14 protein-coding genes are annotated in these 18,543 nt (G+C 75.0%); 5 read left to right on the forward strand and 9 right to left on the reverse strand.

All coding sequences use genetic code 11. From position 1 onward, the window contains the following. Positions 1-80 precede the first annotated feature (80 nt). Positions 81-1,370, forward strand: a complete 1,290-nt coding sequence (locus tag ACIPSC_RS18130; RefSeq protein WP_400826710.1) for an MFS transporter — start codon at positions 81-83, stop codon at positions 1,368-1,370. Positions 1,371-1,380: 10 nt separating this feature from the next. Then, positions 1,381-1,866 carry a macro domain-containing protein gene (locus ACIPSC_RS18135; RefSeq protein ID WP_400826711.1) on the forward strand — a complete coding sequence of 162 codons (486 nt, stop codon included), beginning with the start codon at positions 1,381-1,383 and terminating at the stop codon, positions 1,864-1,866. Here the strand turns inward: ACIPSC_RS18135 and ACIPSC_RS18140 are convergent. Then, complete coding sequence (locus ACIPSC_RS18140) at positions 1,851-2,390, reverse strand: GNAT family N-acetyltransferase (protein ID WP_400826712.1); 540 nt, start codon at positions 2,388-2,390, stop codon at positions 1,851-1,853. The genes ACIPSC_RS18135 and ACIPSC_RS18140 overlap by 16 nt on opposite strands. A gap of 182 nt (positions 2,391-2,572) precedes the next feature. Between ACIPSC_RS18140 and ACIPSC_RS18145 the strand changes: the two genes are divergently transcribed. After that, positions 2,573-3,484 carry a TetR family transcriptional regulator gene (locus ACIPSC_RS18145; protein ID WP_400826714.1) on the forward strand — a complete coding sequence of 304 codons (912 nt, stop codon included), beginning with the start codon at positions 2,573-2,575 and terminating at the stop codon, positions 3,482-3,484. Positions 3,485-3,583: 99 nt separating this feature from the next. Here the strand turns inward: ACIPSC_RS18145 and ACIPSC_RS18150 are convergent, their stop codons facing one another. The 7 genes from ACIPSC_RS18150 to ACIPSC_RS18180 form a co-directional block, all read right to left on the reverse strand. Beyond that, complete coding sequence (locus tag ACIPSC_RS18150; RefSeq protein WP_400826715.1) at positions 3,584-4,888, reverse strand: GNAT family N-acetyltransferase; 1,305 nt, start codon at positions 4,886-4,888, stop codon at positions 3,584-3,586. 156 nt (positions 4,889-5,044) lie between these two features. After that, positions 5,045-6,379 carry a C40 family peptidase gene (locus ACIPSC_RS18155; protein ID WP_400826716.1) on the reverse strand — a complete coding sequence of 445 codons (1,335 nt, stop codon included), beginning with the start codon at positions 6,377-6,379 and terminating at the stop codon, positions 5,045-5,047. Positions 6,380-6,661: 282 nt separating this feature from the next. After that, positions 6,662-7,762, reverse strand: a complete 1,101-nt coding sequence (locus tag ACIPSC_RS18160; protein WP_400826717.1) for a hypothetical protein — start codon at positions 7,760-7,762, stop codon at positions 6,662-6,664. Between the two features lie 97 nt (positions 7,763-7,859). Beyond that, on the reverse strand, positions 7,860-9,797 hold the full coding sequence (locus ACIPSC_RS18165; protein WP_400826718.1) for a threonine/serine exporter family protein: 1,938 nt from the start codon (positions 9,795-9,797) through the stop codon (positions 7,860-7,862). A gap of 125 nt (positions 9,798-9,922) precedes the next feature. Next, positions 9,923-10,576: a DedA family protein gene (locus ACIPSC_RS18170; RefSeq protein ID WP_400826719.1), complete on the reverse strand. Its 654-nt coding sequence runs from the start codon at positions 10,574-10,576 to the stop codon at positions 9,923-9,925. A 155-nt stretch (positions 10,577-10,731) separates the two neighbouring features. After that, positions 10,732-13,089 (reverse strand): hypothetical protein, encoded by a 2,358-nt coding sequence (locus ACIPSC_RS18175; protein ID WP_400826720.1) that lies wholly within the window; start codon positions 13,087-13,089, stop codon positions 10,732-10,734. A 104-nt stretch (positions 13,090-13,193) separates the two neighbouring features. Next, entirely contained in the window at positions 13,194-15,185 is a 1,992-nt protein-coding gene (locus ACIPSC_RS18180; protein ID WP_400826721.1) for an ATP-binding protein, read from the reverse strand. 344 nt (positions 15,186-15,529) lie between these two features. On the opposite strand from ACIPSC_RS18180, the gene ACIPSC_RS18185 reads away from it, so the two are divergent. Further along, positions 15,530-15,850, forward strand: a complete 321-nt coding sequence (locus ACIPSC_RS18185; protein ID WP_400826723.1) for a hypothetical protein — start codon at positions 15,530-15,532, stop codon at positions 15,848-15,850. Positions 15,851-15,977: 127 nt separating this feature from the next. On the opposite strand, the gene ACIPSC_RS18190 is transcribed toward ACIPSC_RS18185, so the two are convergent. Further along, on the reverse strand, positions 15,978-17,138 hold the full coding sequence (locus ACIPSC_RS18190) for a TetR/AcrR family transcriptional regulator (RefSeq protein ID WP_400826724.1): 1,161 nt from the start codon (positions 17,136-17,138) through the stop codon (positions 15,978-15,980). A gap of 245 nt (positions 17,139-17,383) precedes the next feature. Between ACIPSC_RS18190 and ACIPSC_RS18195 the strand changes: the two genes are divergently transcribed. Continuing rightward, positions 17,384-18,541, forward strand: a complete 1,158-nt coding sequence (locus ACIPSC_RS18195; protein WP_400826725.1) for an acyl-CoA dehydrogenase family protein — start codon at positions 17,384-17,386, stop codon at positions 18,539-18,541. Positions 18,542-18,543: the final 2 nt, after the last annotated feature.

Genomic DNA, 18,543 nt, shown 5'->3' on the forward strand with positions numbered 1-18,543 from the left:
CACGGAACAGGTGTTGGACCGCCACCGGGCGACGGTCCGAAGCTGGGATCACACCCCACCGGTCCCTTCCTCGGAGTTCCATGCTGTCCTCGTACCGTCGGCTCTTCGCCCTGCCCGGCACCGCCGCCTTCACCCTGGCCGGGCTGCTCGGCCGGCTCGCCATGTCGATGACCGGCGTCTCGCTGGTGGTGCTGCTCGCCGAACGGCGCGGCTCCTACGCGCTCGCGGGCACTGTCTCGGCGGTCGGGCTGGCCACCGGGGCGATCGGCCTGCCGCTGATCGGCCGGCTGGTCGACCGCCACGGGCAGGCGCGCGTCACGGTCCCGGCCGCGCTGTACAACGCCCTGCCGATCACCGGCCTGCTGCTCTGCCTCCGGGCCGGCGCACCCGACTGGACGCTCTACGCCTGCTGGGCGGCCGCCGCGGCGGCGCCGAACCTCGGCGGGATGGCGCGGGCCCGCTGGGCGCACCTGTACCGGGCCGACCCGGAGCTGCGCCACCTGGCCAACTCCTTCGAGCAGGCGCTGGACGAGCTCTGCTTCACGACCGGGCCGGTGCTCGCGATGCTGCTCTGCACCACGGTGGCCCCGGAGGCCGGACTGGTCACCGCAGCAACGCTCGGCACCGCCGGCGCCCTGCTGTTCGCGAGCCGGCGCCGGACCGAGCCGCCGGTCGCGGCCCCCGCCCGCGCCGCCGCCCGGCCCGGCTCGCCGCTGCGCGTACCCGGTCTGCGGGTACTGCTGCTGACCTTCCTCGCCACCGGCCTCGTCTTCGGGGCGATGGAGGTGACCACGGTGGCCTACACCGACGCGCTCGGCCGGAAGCCGCTGGCAGGCCTCCTGCTGGGGCTGGTCGCGGCCGGCTCGTGCGCGGCCGGGCTGGCCTTCGGGCTGCGCCGCCCGCGCCGCGCGCCGGGGACGCGGTTCCTGCTCGGCATGGCAACCATGGCCGTGGTCCTGCTGCTGCCGCTCGCCGCCGCCACGGGCGGCACCGGGCTGGGCGACCCGGGGCTCGTGCTGCTCGGGGTGGCCCTGTTCGCCGCCGGTACGGGCACCGCACCGACCATGGTCACCGGCATGACGCTGGTGCAGGACCTCCTGCCACAGGGCCAGTTGAACGAAGGCATGGCGGTGACGGTCTCCGGCATCGTGGTGGGCATCTCGGGCGGGGCGGCGCTTGGCGGTGCGGTGGCCGAGCACGCCACACCGGGCACCGGATACCTCCTGCCGGCCGGCGCCGCCGCCCTCGCCCTGCTGATCGCCCTCGCGGGCCGCCGCCACCTCCGGCCCCCGGCCGCGGCCCCGCGCCCGGCGCCGGTGGAGCCTGAGTGCGTCAGCGACTGCGAGCCGCTTGTCAGTGCGACGCACTAGCCTGCCCGGCATGGAGACCGCGACCCTGCAGTACCTGCGCGGAGACGCCACCACACCGCTGGGCAAGGGCGTGAAGGTGATCGCGCACGTCTGCAACGACCTGGGCGGTTGGGGCAAGGGGTTCGTGCTCGCGGTGTCGCGGCGCTGGCCGGAGCCGGAGGCGGCGTACCGGCGTTGGCACCGGGAGCGCGCGCGGAACGACTTCGGCCTCGGCGCGGTGCAGCTGGTGCAGGTCGAGCGCTACGTCTGGGTGGCCAACCTGATCGGCCAACGCGGCATCCGGACCGGCCGTTCGACCGGTGCACCGGTGCGCTACGAGGCGATCGACACCGCGCTGGCCACCCTGGCCGAGGAGGCGCTCCGGCTCGGGGCCTCGGTCCACATGCCCCGGATCGGCTGCGGTCTGGCCGGCGGGCGGTGGGAGCTGGTCGAGCCGCTGGTGACGAGCCGCCTGGTGGGCCGGGGAGTGCCGGTGACGGTCTACGACGTCGGCTGATCCCGGTCGGCCGCCGCCCAGGTGTACTCGTACTCGGGGAGCACGAACCCGCCGGGGAAGACGCCCTCCTGCTCGGCCGTGCGCAGGCCGCCCTCGCGCTCGTAGAACGCGACCGCCCGGGTGTTGTCGCGCAGCACCTCCAGGTAGAGGTCCGCGCCGGGGTGCTGCCGCGCGACGTGCGAGCGGGCCGCGCCCAACAGCGCGCGGCCGATCCCGCCGCCGGTGAGGCCGGGCTCGACATGCAGGTTGTCCAGCAGGACCCGCCCGTCCGCCTGCGGCACCAGGTAGGCGAAGCCGACGGCGCGGCCGGCCTGTTCGGCGATCAGCAGTTCCGGGGTGTTGGCCGGTTCGCCGTAATCGGCGGCCAGCCGCAGCTCCCAGAGCGCGTGGCGCTCCTCGGAGAGCCCGTCACCGAGCGCCTGCTCCGGGACGATGCCGGCGTAGGAGGTGCGCCAGCTGAGCGCGTGGAGGCCCGCGACGGCCTGGGCGTCGTGCGCGCTGCCGCGCCGAATGGTGGCGTTCATGTGACGAGCCTCCCACAGGGCCTGGCTTGAACATGTTCAACCCTCCCCCTAGAGTCGTGGCATGCTTTTGAACGCGTTCGAAAGGCACGGGGGCGACGCTGCGGTACCGGATGCGGAGGGGGCATCCGGTACCGCGCGCACCGACACCGGTTGGAGCTGAGGAGTCCGACTAGGCTCGGGGCGTGGACGAGCTGGCAGCGACGAACGGAACGAACGGTACGAGCGGGGCCACCGGCCCGGACGGCACGCCGGAGGCAGCACAGGGCCGTCCGGCGGCGGGCGGCGGGCGGAAACCCCGCCGGAGCCCGGCGAAGTCCGGCGACGTGCCCGCGGCGAGCGGCAACGACGGCCCCGCGGCCGGCGCCCCCGCGGCGTCCGAGCTGCCCGGTGGCCGGGCCCAGCCGAAGACGGACAAGAGCGAGCAGACCCGGGCCCTGATCCTGGAGACGGCCATGCGGCTGTTCCAGGAGCGCGGCTACGAGAAGACCACCATGCGGGCCATCGCCGCCGAGGCGGGCGTCTCCGTCGGCAACGCCTACTACTACTTCTCCGCGAAGGAATTCCTGATCCAGGGGTTCTACGACCGCATGACGTACGAGCACGCGGCGGACGCCAGGAACCGCATGGCGCACACCCGGGACTTCGCGGAGCGGCTGGAGATCGCCCTGGTCTCCTGGCTCGACACCGCGGCCCCGTACCACGAGTTCGCCGCGCAGTTCTTCCGCACCGCCGCCGACCCGAGCAGCTCACTGAGCCCCTTCTCCAACGACTCCCACCCGGCCCGGGCCACCGCCGTGCAGCTCTTCCGCGACGTGCTGGAGGGCTCCGAGCTGGCGCCCAAGCTGGACACCGAGCTGGTGGAGCTGCTGCCCGACGTGCTCTGGCTGCACCTCATGGTCGTGGTGCTCTACTGGGTCTTCGACCGGACCCCGGACACCGAGCGGACGCGGGAGTTCGTCCGGCGGTCGACGCCCATGGCCGCACGGGTCATCAACCTCTCGCGCTACCGGGTGTTCCGGCCGATCGTCCGGGACGCCAAGGGCCTCATCCAGGACTTCATCCTGCCCACCATCGGCAAGACCGCCGTCAAGTAGCGCCCGGGGCGGCCCGGACACGGCGGGGCCCCGGCCGGGCGGACCGGCCGGGGCCACCGGCAGCGACGACGACGCGGTGTCGGCCCGGACGAGGCGGGCTCAGAAACCGTCCGGGTTCCAGCCGGCCAGCGGCGTGCGCAGCAGCCGGTCGGCGGCGGCGACGGCGCCCGGGCGCAGCTCGGTGACCAGACCCGCGGCGGCGAGCCGCGGGACGGTCTCCCCGCCCAGGTACAGCGCGCCGAGCTGGGACACGGTCAGCGCGAGGTCGGCCTCGTCGGTGGTCCGGGTGCAGCGGCCGGTACCGTCGGGCGCCACCTCGACGGCCCAGCGGCCGGCCGCCCAGCCCTCGCGGTCCTCCACCTCCAGGACGACCCGGCCGGGCGCGCCGTACGTCCGCGCGTTGAAGGCGGCCTCGACGTCCAGCACCCGCACCCACGTGAAGTCGGCGTTCTCGACGTACGGGGTGGCGGCACGCGGGTCGTCCAGCAGCAGCGGCAGCGGGTCGTCCGGGCCGAGGTTCTCGACCACGACCTTGCGCACCCAGTCGACCGAGCACACGAACTGCCACAGCGCGCAGGCGGTGGCCAGGTCGAGGGCGAGGAAGTCGAGGACGGTGAGCGTGCAGTTCGGGTAGCTGCCGTCCCAGTTGTCGTCGACCTTGTAGACCACCGCGCCGGTCACGGTGCCGTCGGCATCCCGGTGGAGGGCGGCGAACGGCTCCTTCCAGTCGAAGCCCGGCACCTTGATCTCGCCGGTCTGACGCTTCCACCAGAGCTCGTCGCGGGCGAGCGCGCCGGGCTGGGTGAGCCGCCAGCGGTCGTGCAGCTCGGGGCCGAGCTTGCGCATCTCGGCCATGGTGGCGAAGTCGATCCGCCCGCCCGGCACGGTGGGCAGGCCGGCCCGCAGGCCGCGGGTGCGTTGCAGGTCGATGTTCCAGCCGTGGCCGCGGGTGGCCGGGCCGAAGCCGAACCGGCCGTAGATGTTGTACTCGGCGGCGATCAGGATCGCCACGGCCGTGCCGCGGGCGCGGGCGCCGGCGAGGTCGGCCGACATCATCCGGCGGAGCAGGCCGCGCCGGCGGTGGGTGGCGCTCACGGTGACGGAGGTGATGGCGTCCGCCGGGACGACGGCCCCGCCGGGGACGGTCAGCTCGACGTCGAAGCTCCGGAAGGTGGCGACGAAGCGCCCGTCGTCGACGGCCGCGAGCAGCCGGCCGGGCTGCCACTGCAGGCGCCGGTAGTCGGCGGCGCTCTCCACGTGCGGGCGCAGGAACCCCAGGGACAGCGCCCTGTCCCACGGCTCGATCTCGTCCTCGGCGATCGCCCGGATCTCGACCTCGCCGGTGCCTTCGGTCAGTCGGGCGCTCCCCGGGTCACGGGGCCCGCCGTTCGCATCGTTGCCCATTCGCCCACGGTACGGCGGGCCCCCGAGGACGGGCATCCCATTTATCCGGCACCGACCGGCGCCGGTGCGCAGCCCGGCGCCGCAGGCCCGACGGCCGGGTGCGCCGGCCCGCCGGCCGGGTGCCGGCGGCCGCGCGGCGCCTGCGGCCCGCCTCGGCTACGGGCGGGCGTAGAAGTCCGGGGTGCCCATGATCCAGAGACTGGCCTGCTTGATGGGCATGCCGGGGCGCGGGGCCTCGATCATCTGGTCGTCGCCGATGTAGAGGCCGACGTGGTGGATGTCGGTGGCCCGGCCGGTGTCCGTCCAGAAGACCAGGTCGCCGGGGCGCAGCTCGCGGTAGCCGATCGGGGTGCTCTGCGCGTACTGGTCGGCGGCGAAGTGGTTGAGCTGCCGGCCGCCCTGGCGCCAGGCCGTCATGGTCAGCCCCGAGCAGTCGTAGCCGCCCGGGCCCTCGCCGCCCCAGATATAGGGCAGGCCGATCGCGGCCCGGGCGAAGGCGACCGCGGCGGCCGCGCCCTCCGCGGACCACGGGCGGACCGGCGGCGGGCCGGGGACGCCCCCGGCGGAGGCGACGGACCCGTCGGCCGCGGCGCGGGCCGCCTCGTCGGCCGCGGCCTCCGCCGCAGCCTGCTCCGCGGCGGCCTTCTCCGCCGCCGCCTTCTCCGCGGTGGCCCGGGCGGCGGCCTCGGCCTCGCGGGCGGCGATCGCCTCCAGCGCCTCGCGCCGCTGCCGCTCCAGCGCGACGGTGGTGTGGCGGGCTGCGGCGAGGTCGGCCAGCAGCTGTTCCCGCCGCCGGCCGACGGCCACCAGCCGGCTCTGCTGGCCGGCGAGCCGCGCCTGGGCCCGCTCCCGGGCCGCGGCCACCTCGGTCTCGGCCCGGGCGGCGGCCTCGGTGGCCTCCCGGGCCTCGGCCGCGGCGCGGCTCGCGGCGGCCGCCGTCGAGGTCGCCGTGTCCAGGATCTGCCGGGTGCGCTCGCCGGCCACGCCGACCACCGTGGCCTGGTCGCCGGCCTCCCGCGGGCCGTGGGCGCCGAACAGGGCGTTGATCGCGGAGAGCTCCGCCGAGGTGCCCTGACGGTACGTTTCGGCGGCGAGCTGGGCGGCCTGCTCGGCGGCCGCGACCCGCTCGGTCTCGGCGGCGGCGGCCCGGCCGCTCGCCGAGGCCTCCTCGGCGCGGGCCCGGGCCAGGGCGAGCCGGGCGCCGTTGTAGACCTCGACGGCCTGCTCGGCGGCCCGGCCGACCCGGTCGAGTTCGGCCTTGGCGGCGGTGAGCCCGGCCTCGACGGCGGCGACCGGGGCGGCCCGGCGGTCGGCCTCGGCCCGGGCACGGGCGACCTCCTCGGCCGAGGGGAACGGCTGCGCCGCGGGGGCACCGGCCGGGGAGGCGCCCGTGGCCGCGTCCGGCTCGACCGGGGCGGCCACGGCGGCGGGGAGCAGCCCGAACAGTGCGGTGAGGGAGAACAGCAGGGTCGGCAGGAGCCTGCGCGTCACGGGACATCCCCTTCTCAGCTCTCGGACCTTCTACGGTCGCGGACCGGTCCGCCCGGGCACGAGGAACATCCGGGCAAACCGGTCCGTCACGTGACAATTCGGTTACGCATCGCCATGTTCTCAGGCCGGGCGGCTTTCGCATCCGAAGCCCGCGCGGGCCGGGCGGGTGAGCTGTCGGATGATCCGACCGGATCCGACCGGCACTCGCTTCCGGCCGCCCACCGACTCCGGCGGACGATCCGACCGGGCCTCAACTCCGGCCGGGCGCACCGGGCCGACGGACTACCGCCGGATCCTGCGGGTGTGCGTCCGGAGGTGGGGGTGGCGGTCGGGCCGGGGCTCCAGGCCGGTCGGGCGGGCGGCGTAGCTGCGGCTGCGGCCGGCCCGGACGGTCCGCCGGCGCTGCTGGGCCTGGCCCTTGGCGCCGGGCTCGCGTCCGGCCGCGGCGGGCCCGGTCGGTCCCGACGGGTACCCGTGGCCGCCGGCCGCCGGCGCGGCGCCCGCCCCGGCGGCGGCCGCCGAGCGGCGGTCGGCCAGCCGGGCGGAGCGCCGGGCCAGGGCGCGGGCCGCGTGCGCGTCGAGGTGGGCGGTGGCCCGGGCGGCCATCCGCTCGGCGACCCGGTGGGCGGCCGGGTGGTTCGCCGGGACCTTGTCCGGGGCGCCGGCGATCAGGTCGAAGAGCCAGGTGCGGGCGACGTCCGCACGCCGGTGCAGCCGGCGCTCGCGCCGGAGCGCCCGGGCCCGCCGGCGCGGGCGGGTGGCATACCGCCAGCGCGCCCACGGGCTGCTCGGGCGGGCCAGCCGGATCGCGCCGATCCAGGAGATGCCGGGCACCATGATGCCGAGCAGACCGGTCCACATCTTGCCCTTGAGCAGGGTGACCACCATGGCCACCGCGTTCACCGAGATCACCGTGACCAGGCCCCACCTGGTCTCCCCGCTGGGCTCCGCGCCGAGCGGCACGTAGCCGACGAGCAGCAGGCCGGTGAAGAGGATGCCGAAGATCACCGCGTCCACCGACTTGCGGCCCTGCTCGCCCCAGTAGACGTCGTCGAGGTGCAGGATCAGCGCGAACTCGTCCAGGACCAGGCCGCAGCCGATCCCGAACAGCAGCCCGAAGACGTCGATCCAGGGCCGGCCGCCGTACGTCGCGAACACGCCGATGCCGCCGGCCAGCAGGAAGCCCAGGCCGAACACCATGTGGTGGATGTGCAGCCCGCCCGGGGTGACGTTGCCCGGCCACCAGCGCACCTTGGCCCTGATCATCCGCACGCTGAACCGGATGAAGACGAAGGAGGTGATGAACCCGACCAACAGCAGGAACAGCGGTTGCTTGTGCGTGGCGACGATGTGGTCGCGATAGCCGTCCAGCAGTGTGGTCATGGGTCTTACCTTCGTTCCTGGTCCTGCGTCCTGCCTGACGCGACATGGCCCGGAGGCCAACACCGGTGCAACGACTCCCGGCCGGGCCGGCGGCGGTTCAGAAGCCGCGGGTCCGCTTGGCCGCGCGCCGCGGCACGGCCGGGGCCGGCGAGGGCAGTTCGGCACTGGCCGGCAGCTTCATGAACAGCCGGGCGATCTCTCCCCCGAGGTTCACGCCGATCGCCAGCGCCATGGCGATCGCAGCGGCCCGGGTGATCTGGACCAGCCCGCCGCCGGAGTGGCCCTGGGCGAACGCGAGCATGCCGAGGTACAGCGCCGAACCGGGCATCAGCGGACCGATCGCCGCGGTGACGTACGGCAGCGCGGAGCCGTTGCGGTAGCGGGCCATCAGCTGGCCGAAGAGGCCGACCAGTCCGGCCGCCACGCCGGTGGCGACGATCGGCGAGATGCCGGCGTTGTAGACCAGCACGCCGTAGCTGGACCAGCCGATGCCGCTGTTGAGGGTGACCAGCGCGAGCGTGCGGCGGTCGGTCTGCAGCAGCATCGCGAAGGCCAGCGTCAGCACCAGCGCGGCGATCATCTGGACCGGCGGGTAGTTCACCCCGACCAGGCTCTCGTCCGGTTTGAGCTTCGCGTTGTAGCCGACCCCGAGGTAGAGGATCAGCATCACGCCGATGACGATGCCCGCCACCAGGTAGATCACTTCGAGCAGGCGGGCGGCGGCGGTGATGTAGAAGCCGGTCAGGCCGTCCTGGACGGCGGCGACCAGGGCGCGGCCGGGGAGCAGCGCGAACAGTCCACCGGTGATCACCACCGAGCCGCGCAGGCCCCAGTCGTTGAAGGAGAGGATGATGCCGGAGGCCGCCGCGGGCATCGCGGCCGCCACGAACTGGTAGAACTCCGGCAGGCCGCGCCGGGCGATCAGCGAGGCCAGCCGGTCCCCGAGGACGGCCGCGATGAAGGCGCTGGCGAAGACCAGCCAGGCCTTGTCGTCGATCCGCCCGCCGACCAGGAAGGTCGCCGCGCCGGCCAGCAGGCCGGTGTTCAGCGCGAGCAGCCAGGCCGGGTACGGGTGCCGGTTGCGGCGGATCACGGCGAGCCGGCGGTAGGCGTCGTTGACGGTGACCTTCTCCGCCGTGATGTCGGCGACCAGCTCGTACACCGCGTTGAGCCGGGTGTAGTCGGAGGTCCGGCGGCGCACCACGCGGTCCGCGGTGACCGGCGGCTCGACCAGCGAGGGCTGGTGCGAGATGCCGATCAGGGTGAAGGTGACCTGCGGCTCGCAGCGGTCCAGCCGGTAGGCGTGGGCGATGCCGAGCATGGCGGCCTCGACGTCCTCGGCGGCCTCGCCGCTGGCCAGCAGCAGCTCGCCGATACGGAGCGTCAGGTCGAGGATGCGCGGGACGTTGCGGGCGGCGGAGGGGTGGAGGTCGCGGGCGGTGCGCTCGAAGGCGGGGCGCTCGGACATCGGGGTGCGCAGCAGGGTGCGCATCCGGTCCGGCCAGGGCGCCTCGCCGGGGGCGCCGGCCTTGAGGGTGGGGACGGCGATGCCGAGCGGCGGGGTGTAGCCGGCGGCCTGCCACTCCTCGGGGGTCAGGGTGTCCTCGGCGACCGAGCGCCGGCGCCGCTCGGGGGCGGCTCCCCCGGTCGCCGCCGCGGCCCCGGCGGCCACCGGCCCGGCGGGAACGCCGTCGACGGGTGCGGTCCCGTCGGGGCGGGCGCCCCCGTCGCGGGCATCGGTCCCGACGCTCCCGTCGCGCACGTCGGTCCCGTCGGTCCCGGCGGTCGCGGACGGCTCCGGGGCGGCGCCCTCCTCGTGCTCCGGTGCCAGCAGCCCCCTGGTCTCCGGGACGGGCGGCGCGAACGGGATCACCGTGGCGGGCCCGGCGGCCGGCGCGGGGTGGCCGAGCAGGCCCTCGGTGGGCGGCGCGTCGGCGGGGTGGACCGGCTGCGCCTGCGGCGCCGGCCCGTTCCGCCGGGCCCCCCGGCCGCCCCTGGCCCGCTTGCCTCCGCCCGGTCGGCCCCGCTTCGGCACTTCCGCTCCTTGCCGCCCCTGATGGCGCCGGGCTCCCGGCCACCGTTCGATTCCGCTTACACCTTGCCTGATCGAACAGCCCGACGCACATGTACGCCGCGGCGGGCGGCGGCGCCGCCGGGCGCCTACCCGGCGCGGTGGCTGCCGGCGACGGGGGCGCCGGAGCGGCGGGCACGCATCAGCTCGACCGCCACCGGGACCACCGAGACCAGCACGATGCCGACCAGGATCGCCTCGATGTTGTCCCGGACGAACGGGATCTGCCCGAGGAAGTAGCCGAGCACCGTGACGCCGCCGCCCCAGAGCACGCCGCCGACGACGTTGAAGAGGACGAAGGTGCGGTAGTTCATCGAGCTCACCCCGGCGACGATCGGGGTGAAGGTGCGCACGATCGGCACGAAGCGGGCGAGCACGATCGCCTTGGGCCCGTGCCGCTCGAAGAAGGCCGCCGCCTTCTCCACGTTCTCCTGCTTGAACAGCCGGGAGTCCGGGCGCCGGAACAGCCCCGGGCCGACCTTGCGGCCGAAGAGGTAGCCGACCTGGTCGCCGGCCACGGCGGCGACCACCACGAGGGTGCAGACCAGCCAGAGCGGCTGGTGCAGGTAGGTGCCGCCGGCCACCAGCAGGCCGGTGGTGAAGAGCAGCGAGTCCCCGGGGAGGAAGAAGCCGATCAGCAGGCCGGATTCGGCGAAGACGATGGCCAGGATGCCGAGCAGCCCGAAGGTGGAGATCAGGTACGTCGGATCGAGCCAGGACGGGCCGAGGGCGAGGCTGGTCACGGGCAGACACTCCTGAAAGGTCGACTCTTGGCAATGAAACAGTAAAGCATTCACCAAGAAACCTTGATCCAGGAGGCCCGCCCGTGCCGGCGCCGGGCCCGGAGCGGCCGTTGCCGGGCCGCTCCGGAGCCGCCGCCGGACCAGCTACAGCGCCGCTACAGCCCGTACCGCTCGGCGATCTCCTTGTGCCGCGCGGTGTCCGCGCCCGCCGCCTCGGCCAGGTCGGACCAGGCCAGCGGGTGCGTCCAGGAGCCGGTCAGCCGGTGCAGCAGCGCGTCGGCCTCGGCCGCCGAGGCGGTCGGCGGCACCCCCAGCGCGGCGTAGACGCCGGGCAGGAAGCCGTCCTCCTCGGCCGGGTCGGTGATGCTGTACTGCTCCCCGCTGTACGCCCACACCCCGTAGCCGGCCCCGCCCAGCTGCTCGCGGAACCCGGCCCAGGCGTCGTCGCCCGGCCAGGCGCCGTCGATCCAGTAGGTGGTGTAGCCGGCCGGGTCGAGCAGGGTCAGCAGCCCGAACACCGGGCGCCAGCGCCGCCGCTCCTCCTCGGGCGCGTCCTCGGCCGGGGGCTCCTCCAGCAGCGCCGGGGCGAAGACCACCACGTCGCCGTGGTTGAGCGTCAGGTCGTCGCCGAGCACCGGCAGGATGCGGGCGGTGGCCGGGCCGGTCCGGACGGCCGGGAGGTCCGCGGTGGCACCGTTGGTACGGGTGGCCCGGACGGTGACCAGCTGCCACTCCTCGTCCACCGGCCCCTCGGGCTCGTCGAACTCGATGCCGAGCCGGGCGCCGGTGGAGCGCACCACGGCCCAGTCCCGGTTGGCGGTGGCGGCGGTGATCAGGTGCCAGAGGTCGGACTCCCGGACCGTCCGGTGTGCCTCGACCTCCGCGGCCTCCTCGGACGGCAGCGCGTGCACCAGGATCTCCTGGTGGAACCGCTGCGCGGCGGCGTGGTCGCCCAGCTCGGTGGCGGCGCCGGCGGCCAGCCGCCGGGTGTTGATCCGGTCCGGCTGCTCGGCCAGGATCGCCTCGCAGTGCTCGACCACCTCGGCCCAGCGGGCCTGGGCTGCCGCCCAGCGGGCCCGGACCCAGTGGGCGTCGGAGGGGCTGCTCGCGGCGAGCCGGTCGGCCAGCCGGCCGACGCCCTCGGCGTCCCCGGCCTCGATCAGCGCACCGCCCAGCATGCCGACCAGCTCCTCGCTGCCCGGGTCGGCGTCCAGCTGCGACCAGAGCAGGTCGGCGGCGGCCCGGGCGTGGCCGAGCCCGCCCAGCACCCCGGCCAGGTTCAGTGCCAGCACGGTGGCACCGGCCTGCTCGCCCCGGTACCGGTCCAGGGCGACGGAGAGCAGGTCGGCGCCGGTCTCGAAGGGCACGCCCGACTCGGCGAGGTACGCCGGCAGCTCGGCCGGCGGGACGGGCAGCTCCGGGGCGGGCATCGCCTCGGCAGCCGCGCGCAGCGCCGCCACCTGCCCGGCGACGCCCTCGGTGCGGCGCAGGTCGGCCAGCTTGCGCTCGCCGGTGGCGGCCAGGGTCAGCGCGATCGTCCGGGCGCCGCGGGCCAGCGCCAGCCGCCCGGCGGCCAGCAGCAGGTCGACGCAGGGACGGTGCGAGCCGGTGCCGTCCAGGTATCCGACCCAGGCGGCCAGCGCCGCGCCCAGCTCGGCGTCGTTCTCCCGGGCGCCGGCCGCGACCAGCAGCTCGACCGTCGTGGTCCAGACCGCCCGCAGGTCGGCGTGCCGCTCGGCCTCGGACACGTCCGGCAGCAGGGCGAGCGCCTCCTCGGTGCGGCCCAGCGAGGCTAGCGCGCGGGCCCGCAGCAGGGCGCCCCAGCGCCGGTCGCTCTCGTCGATCTCCCGGCCCCGGACCCGCTCGGCCTGCTCGGCGGTGTCCAGCAGGGCCAGCACCTCCTCGTGCCGGCCGAGCAGGTGCAGCGTGCCGGCCCGGGAGTGGTGGAAGTGGAGCGAGAGCTGCTCGCCGGCCGCCCGGATCCGGGCGGCCGCGGTGTCGAGGTGGGCGAGCGCCTCGGCCGGGCGCCCGTCGTCCTCCAGGGCGTCCGAGTACTCCCGGGAGAGGCAGTCGAAGCAGGCCCTGGCGGGCTCGATCCGCTCCAGCGTCTCGCTCAGCACGGCGAGCCGCTCCGGGACGTAGCCGGGGCCGTCGACCCGGGCGTGGCAGATCGCGAAGTCCTGCACCACGCAGACCGACTGCGGACAGCCGGCGGTCTCCTCGCGGTGCGCGAACTCCAGCAGGTCGACCGCCTCGGGCAGCGCCTGCTCGCCCTGGTGGCGCCGGTTCAGCAGGTTCTGCATCCGCCAGTGCCGCAGGTAGACCTCCACCCAGGGCAGGCCGAGCGCCCGGGCGGCGGCGACCGCCTCCGGGTAGACGGCGTCGAGCTGGTCGTTGCGCCCCTCGTTGGCGTGGCCTGGGAGCTCGTAGATGGCGTCGGCCAGCCGCCGGTGGCCGGCCTCGGCCAGCTGCTGGTGGGCGTCGTGCACCCAGGCCCAGATGTCGGTGCTCATACCGCTTCCGTCTCCCCCTGCGGGTCGTGCGCTGCGCTGGTGGTCAGTGTGGCAAGGGCCACTGACAGTCCGTTCGCTCCGGTGGCCGTGGGCGGGGTCATCGCTCAGGCCCCCGCGCCGCGGCCGTCGGACCCGTCGGGTCCGTCGGGTCCGTCAGGTCCGTCGGGTCCCTTGAGTCCGTCGAGCCCGTCGAGCCCGTCCGGGCTGTCCGGGACCGCGCCCAGTCCGGCCGGGACGGCCGCGGTGAGCGCGGAGACCGCGGTGCCGATGCCGGCCAGGGCGCCGGTGAGGTCGCCGCCGGAGGCGCCCGCCGAGGCCGCCGCCATGACGACCTTGATCGAGCGGAGCAGCCCGGCGGCGGTGGCGCTGCCGGTGTGCCCCGCCCGGTAGGCGGTCAGCAGGTCCTGGACGGCCGGACAGGACAGGTTCAGGTAGAGCCGCGCCTTCACCCGGCCGTCGGTGCGGGCGGTGAACGACCGGGCCAGCCGCAGCGCGGCGGACGGGATCCGGGCGTCCGCCTGGTCGTCCTCGATCCGGGCCTTCAGCTCGGCCTCGCGGTCGGGGACCAGCACCAGCGGCAGGCCGGTCGGGTCGAACCGGGCCGGGACGAGCTGCTCGCCCGGGTCGGCCAGCGCACCGGCCAGCCAGGCGGACTCCTCCGCGGGCAGCGGGCGCTCCGGGTCGCGGAACAGCTCGCGGTTGCCGCTCTCGCTGCCCAGCTCGACGATCCGGCAGCCGCGCAGCTGCGCGTAGCGGCGCAGGAACGGCAGGACGGCGTAGCGGTCGCCGCGGGCGATCGGCACCTGCATCGCCCGGTAGAGCATCTCCTCGAAGCCGCCGCCGCTGCCGAGCGCGACGTGCACCGCGCCCCCGCCGGCCGCCCGCAGCGCGCCCGCGGTCAGGTCGCCCTGCGAGGTGGGCACCGGGACGTCGTCGGCGAGCAGGGTGAACAGGCGGTCGTCGCAGAGCGCGGCGCCGAGCAGGTCCTGGCCGTGCCGGGCCAGGATGCGCCGCCAGACGGCGGGCCGCAGCCGGGCGGTCTCGTAGAGCCCCTCGACCACGGCGTCGGTGAGCTGCCGCTGCAGGGCGCGGTAGTGCTCGTCGCGCTGGAGGTCCTCGCGGCTGGCGGTGGGGGTGAGCCGGTTGGACTCGACCACGCCGCCGATGAACCCGGCCCAACTGGGCAGCAGGTCGCGGGCGTCCTCGGCGAGCAGCATGCCGCGCAGGTAGACGGCCAGGTCGCGGTTGTCGCTGCTGCCGTAGGTCGCGCCGTCCTGGACCCAGAGCAGGCCGACCGCGTCGCTGCCGCCGCCCTGCGCCCCGCCCTCGACCGGCGCCACCGGGAAGGCGGTGAGCGGCTCGAAGCGGCGGCCGAAGGCGGCGGCGAAGCGCATCCGGGCGGCGTACGGGTCGCCGCCGGCCGCCTGCCGCCAGGGCACCGGGACGGCGTTGACCGGCTGCTCGTCGTCGCCGACGAAGACCGGGATCGGCAGCAGCACGCAGTACCGGCCGAGCACCTCGCGCAGCGCGTCCTCGTCGGCGAGGTGGGCGTGCTCGGTCTTCAGGGCCAGCTCGACCACGGTGCCGCCGCCGGGCCGGGCGGCGGCCGGCTCGACGCTGTACTGCTCGCCGCCGCGGCTGCGGTAGCGGTGGCCGGCGCCCTGCTCGCGGTGCGAGGTGGTGGTGACGGTGACTTCGTCGGCGACCGAGAAGGCGGAGAGGAAGCCGAGTCCGAAGGCGCCGATCAGCTCCTGGCTGCCGGTGAGTTCGCGCAGCATGCGGGTGTAGCCGGTGCCGACGGTGGCCAGGTAGGCGTGGATCTCCGGCTCGGTCAGGCCCGCGCCGGTGTCCTCGATGGCGACGGTGCGCCGGGCGCCGTCGGCCCGGACCCGGATCAGCGGGCGGTGGTCGCCGTCCGGGTCCTCCAACAGGCGCCGGGTGTGCGAGTCGTGGGCGTTCTGGACCAGCTCCCGCAGGGCGACCAGCGGGGTGGAGTAGAGGTGGGTGGCGAGGACGTTCACCAGTCCGCCGAGATCGACCTCGGTCGTACGCAGATCCTCGGCGGGCACGGACTCGGGTGGGAGACCTTCAGACATGAGTCCCCAGTGTGCCAGTGCGACTATCCGGCGACCATTTCTTTCTGACCAGGGAGGTCCGGTCAACCCTGCATTGACAGAAGCGGTCCTCCGGCCGGCCCCGGGCAATTCACCAACCATTGTCCCTGGAGGAGGACTTGACGCTGGACCGGGGCCCCGGACGGCCACGCCCGGCAGGTCGGACATGCCGCTTTCATGACTCCATCGGGGGAATTGCCACCCAATCGGTGGAGTTCGTCCACGGTGCTGGTGAATGCTGATCGGGCGACGTCAGGCAACGGCGCTCCGGAGCGGCCACTCCGGAACCGCGCCACCATTCGCACTCCACCTTCAGGGAGACCAGCGTGTCCCGTATCCGCGCAGCCGCCGCCGTCACCGCCCTCGGAGCTCTCCTCCTCGTCGGCGTCGGCGCCGCGACCGCCCACGCCGACAACGGTGCCGGCGCCGACCACCTCTCCAACAGCAGCGTGGTGAGCAACACCGGCTCCAACAACGTGATCGGCGGAGTCGTCGGAAACGTGGTCAACACCCAGCAGACCGCCACCGGCTCCGGTGCGAGCAACCAGAACAACGGCCTGGCCGTGACCGGCAACGCCGGCAACATCGGCGCCCTGCAGGGCAACGGCAACCTCGCGGCCGACGTCTTCTACCCGGTCATGAGCTAGCCGGTTCCGACGGCACCCTCCGCCGGGAGCCGTCCGGGCCGGGTGCCCGCCCCACCAGCGCGGGGCGGGCACCCGGCCCTCGCCGTTCGCCGGCGGGCGCCACCCCACTGCCGAGGCCGGACGGGGCCTACCCGGCCACCCCGAGGACGGCCCGGCCGATCCGCCGCAGGCAGTCGCCGAGGTCCGGCCGGGTGCTGTACGGCCGGTTCCGCACCCCGTCGTTGACCAGTGCGAACAGCGCGTGCACCCGGATCCGGGCCTCCACCGCGTCGTATTCCGGGCGGACCAGGCGAAGCAGCTCGACCCAGGTCCGCAGGAAGTCCCGCCGGAAGTCCACCGCGGCCCGGCGGTCGGGCGCGGCCAGCCGCTCGGTCTCGCTCAGCATCGCGCCCAGGTAGTCGCCGTTGCGCCGGGCGAAACCCACGTAGGCCGCCAGGCCGGCCTCCAGTGCGGCCGCCGGCCCGGCCGCGGCGGCGATCGCCCCCTCCACCTCGTGCCAGAGCCGCTCCCGGCTGCGCACCAGCGAGGCGGCCAGCAGCTGCTGCTTGCTCTCGAAGTGCCGGTACACGCTGGGGCCGGAGATGCCCACGGCGGCGCCGAGTTGGTCGGTGCTGACGTTGTCGAACCCGCGCCGGTGGAAGAGTCGCACCGCCGCCGCCAGCAGCTCCTCCCGGCGCGGCTGCGGGGCCACCACGGCGGCCGCGGCGACCGGTTCGGGATCGGTCCGGGTGCCGTCCAGCGACACCGCGAGCACCGCCGCGACCAGCTCGCCGAGCAGCCGCTCGGCCCGGCGCGGCTGCGGGGCGGCCGACTGGTAGGACAGGCCGGCACAGGCGGAGAGCGCCGACCAGCAGAGCAACCCGGCGTCCGGACCGGCCAGTTCGGGCCGCTCGGCGCGGAGCACGCCGGCCATCAGCGCCGCGTCCGCGCGCAGCTCGCGGCGGAGCGCGGCCCGTCGGGCCGGCGGCAGCAGCCGGGCATCGCGCTGCACCAGCGTGCCGAGCGGCCGGTGCCCGACCGCGACGGCGGCCAGCGCCGCCCCCACGGCGGCCGTGGAGTCGGCGGCGCGCAGCCCGGCGGCCAGCTCGTCCAGGCCCAACCGGACGGCCCGGTCGAGGAGTTCCGGCTTCCCTCGGAAGTGGCGGTAGAGGGCGGGGGCGGTGATGCCGACCCCGGCGGCGACGTCCGTCATCGAGACCTGGTGGTACCCGCTGCGGTGGAACCGGTCGGCGGCCACGGCAAGGATCTGCGCCTGCCGGGACCGTGCGGGCGGCCGCCGTACCACCATGCCGCCGCTCCTCGCTCCCGCCCCGTCCGATCTGCCGACCGTAGGCTAGCAACGATTCACTTGTGGCCCGGCGCGGGCCGGCCGGGGCGGCGGCTCCAGGCCGGAGCGCGGGGCCGGGAAGCACCCCCGCCGACCCTGGACAGTGGAAGCTACCCCGGATTAACTTGTGGGGCGATCACCTGGCCGAACCCCGCTTCAGCCCGGGCCGGCCCGGCCCGCCCGGCCCCACCGAAGGGAGCGCCGCCGTGCGCCGCACCGTCTTCACCGAGGACCACGAGGCGTTCCGGGAGACCATCCGGGACTTCATCGCCCACGAGGTCGTCCCGGTCTACGAGAGCTGGGAGGCCGACGGCCACCCGCCGCGCGACTTCTACCGCAAGCTCGGCGAGCTCGGCGTCTACGGCATCGAGGTGCCGGAGGAGTACGGCGGCGCCGGCGAGAGCGGCTTCAAGTACCAGGCGGTCATCGCCGAGGAGACCGCCCGCGCGGGCGTCTCCTTCGGCTCCTCCGGTGTGCACACCGGCCTGGTGCTGCCGTACCTGCTGGAGTACGCGACCGAGGAGCAGAAGCGCCGCTGGCTGCCCGGGTTCGTCTCCGGCGACATCATGACCGCCATCGCGATGACCGAGCCGGGCGCCGGCTCCGACCTCGCGGGCATCTCCACCACCGCGCGGCTCTCCGAGGACGGCACCCACTACGTCCTCAACGGCGCCAAGACCTTCATCACCGGCGGCGTGCTCGCCGACCTGGTCCTGGTGGTTTGCCGGACCTCCCCGTACGACCCGCAGAACCGCCGGGCCGGCCTCTCCATCCTCTGCGTGGACACCGCGTCCGAGGGCTACAGCGTCGGCCGCAAGCTGCAGAAGATCGGCCTGCGCACCTCGGACACCGCCGAACTCGCGTTCAGCGACGTCAAGGTGCCGGTGGAGAACCTGCTCGGCGAGGAGGGCGGGGCCTTCACCTACCTGACCCACAACCTGGTGCAGGAGCGGCTCGCGATCGCGGTCGGCGCCTACGCGGCCTCGGCCGCGGCGGTCCGGTTCGCGGTGCAGTACGTCAAGGAGCGCAAGGTCTTCGGCCAGGCGGTGGCCGAGTTCCAGAACACCAAGTTCACGCTGGCCGACTGCGAGGCCCAGGTGGTCGCCCAGCAGTCCATGGTCGACCGGGCGCTGGAGCTGTACCAGCAGGGCGGGCTGACCGTCGCGGACGCCGCGGCGGTGAAGCTGTTCTGCACCGAGTCGGCGTCCGGTGTGATCGACAAGTGCCTGCAGCTGCACGGCGGTTACGGCTACATCCTGGAGTACCCGATCGCCCGCCTCTACACCGACAACCGGGTGTTCCGGATCTACGGCGGCACCAGCGAGGTGATGCGCAGCATCGTCGCCAAGTCGCTCGGGCTGTAGGG

The sequence above is a fragment of the Kitasatospora sp. NPDC090091 genome (assembly GCF_044747365.1).
Classification (GTDB): domain Bacteria; phylum Actinomycetota; class Actinomycetes; order Streptomycetales; family Streptomycetaceae; genus Kitasatospora.

Bases quoted from the DNA above. Each gene is read 5' to 3' on its own strand.
- ACIPSC_RS18130 (WP_400826710.1), top strand. From the start codon at position 81: ATGCTGTCCTCGTACCGTCGGCTCTTCGCCCTGCCCGGCACCGCCGCC.
- ACIPSC_RS18135 (WP_400826711.1), top strand. From the start codon at position 1,381: ATGGAGACCGCGACCCTGCAGTACCTGCGCGGAGACGCCACCACACCG.
- ACIPSC_RS18140 (WP_400826712.1), bottom strand. From the start codon at position 2,390: ATGAACGCCACCATTCGGCGCGGCAGCGCGCACGACGCCCAGGCCGTC.
- ACIPSC_RS18150 (WP_400826715.1), bottom strand. From the start codon at position 4,888: ATGGGCAACGATGCGAACGGCGGGCCCCGTGACCCGGGGAGCGCCCGA.
- ACIPSC_RS18160 (WP_400826717.1), bottom strand. From the start codon at position 7,762: ATGACCACACTGCTGGACGGCTATCGCGACCACATCGTCGCCACGCAC.
- ACIPSC_RS18175 (WP_400826720.1), bottom strand. From the start codon at position 13,089: ATGAGCACCGACATCTGGGCCTGGGTGCACGACGCCCACCAGCAGCTG.
- ACIPSC_RS18180 (WP_400826721.1), bottom strand. From the start codon at position 15,185: ATGTCTGAAGGTCTCCCACCCGAGTCCGTGCCCGCCGAGGATCTGCGT.
- ACIPSC_RS18190 (WP_400826724.1), bottom strand. From the start codon at position 17,138: ATGGTGGTACGGCGGCCGCCCGCACGGTCCCGGCAGGCGCAGATCCTT.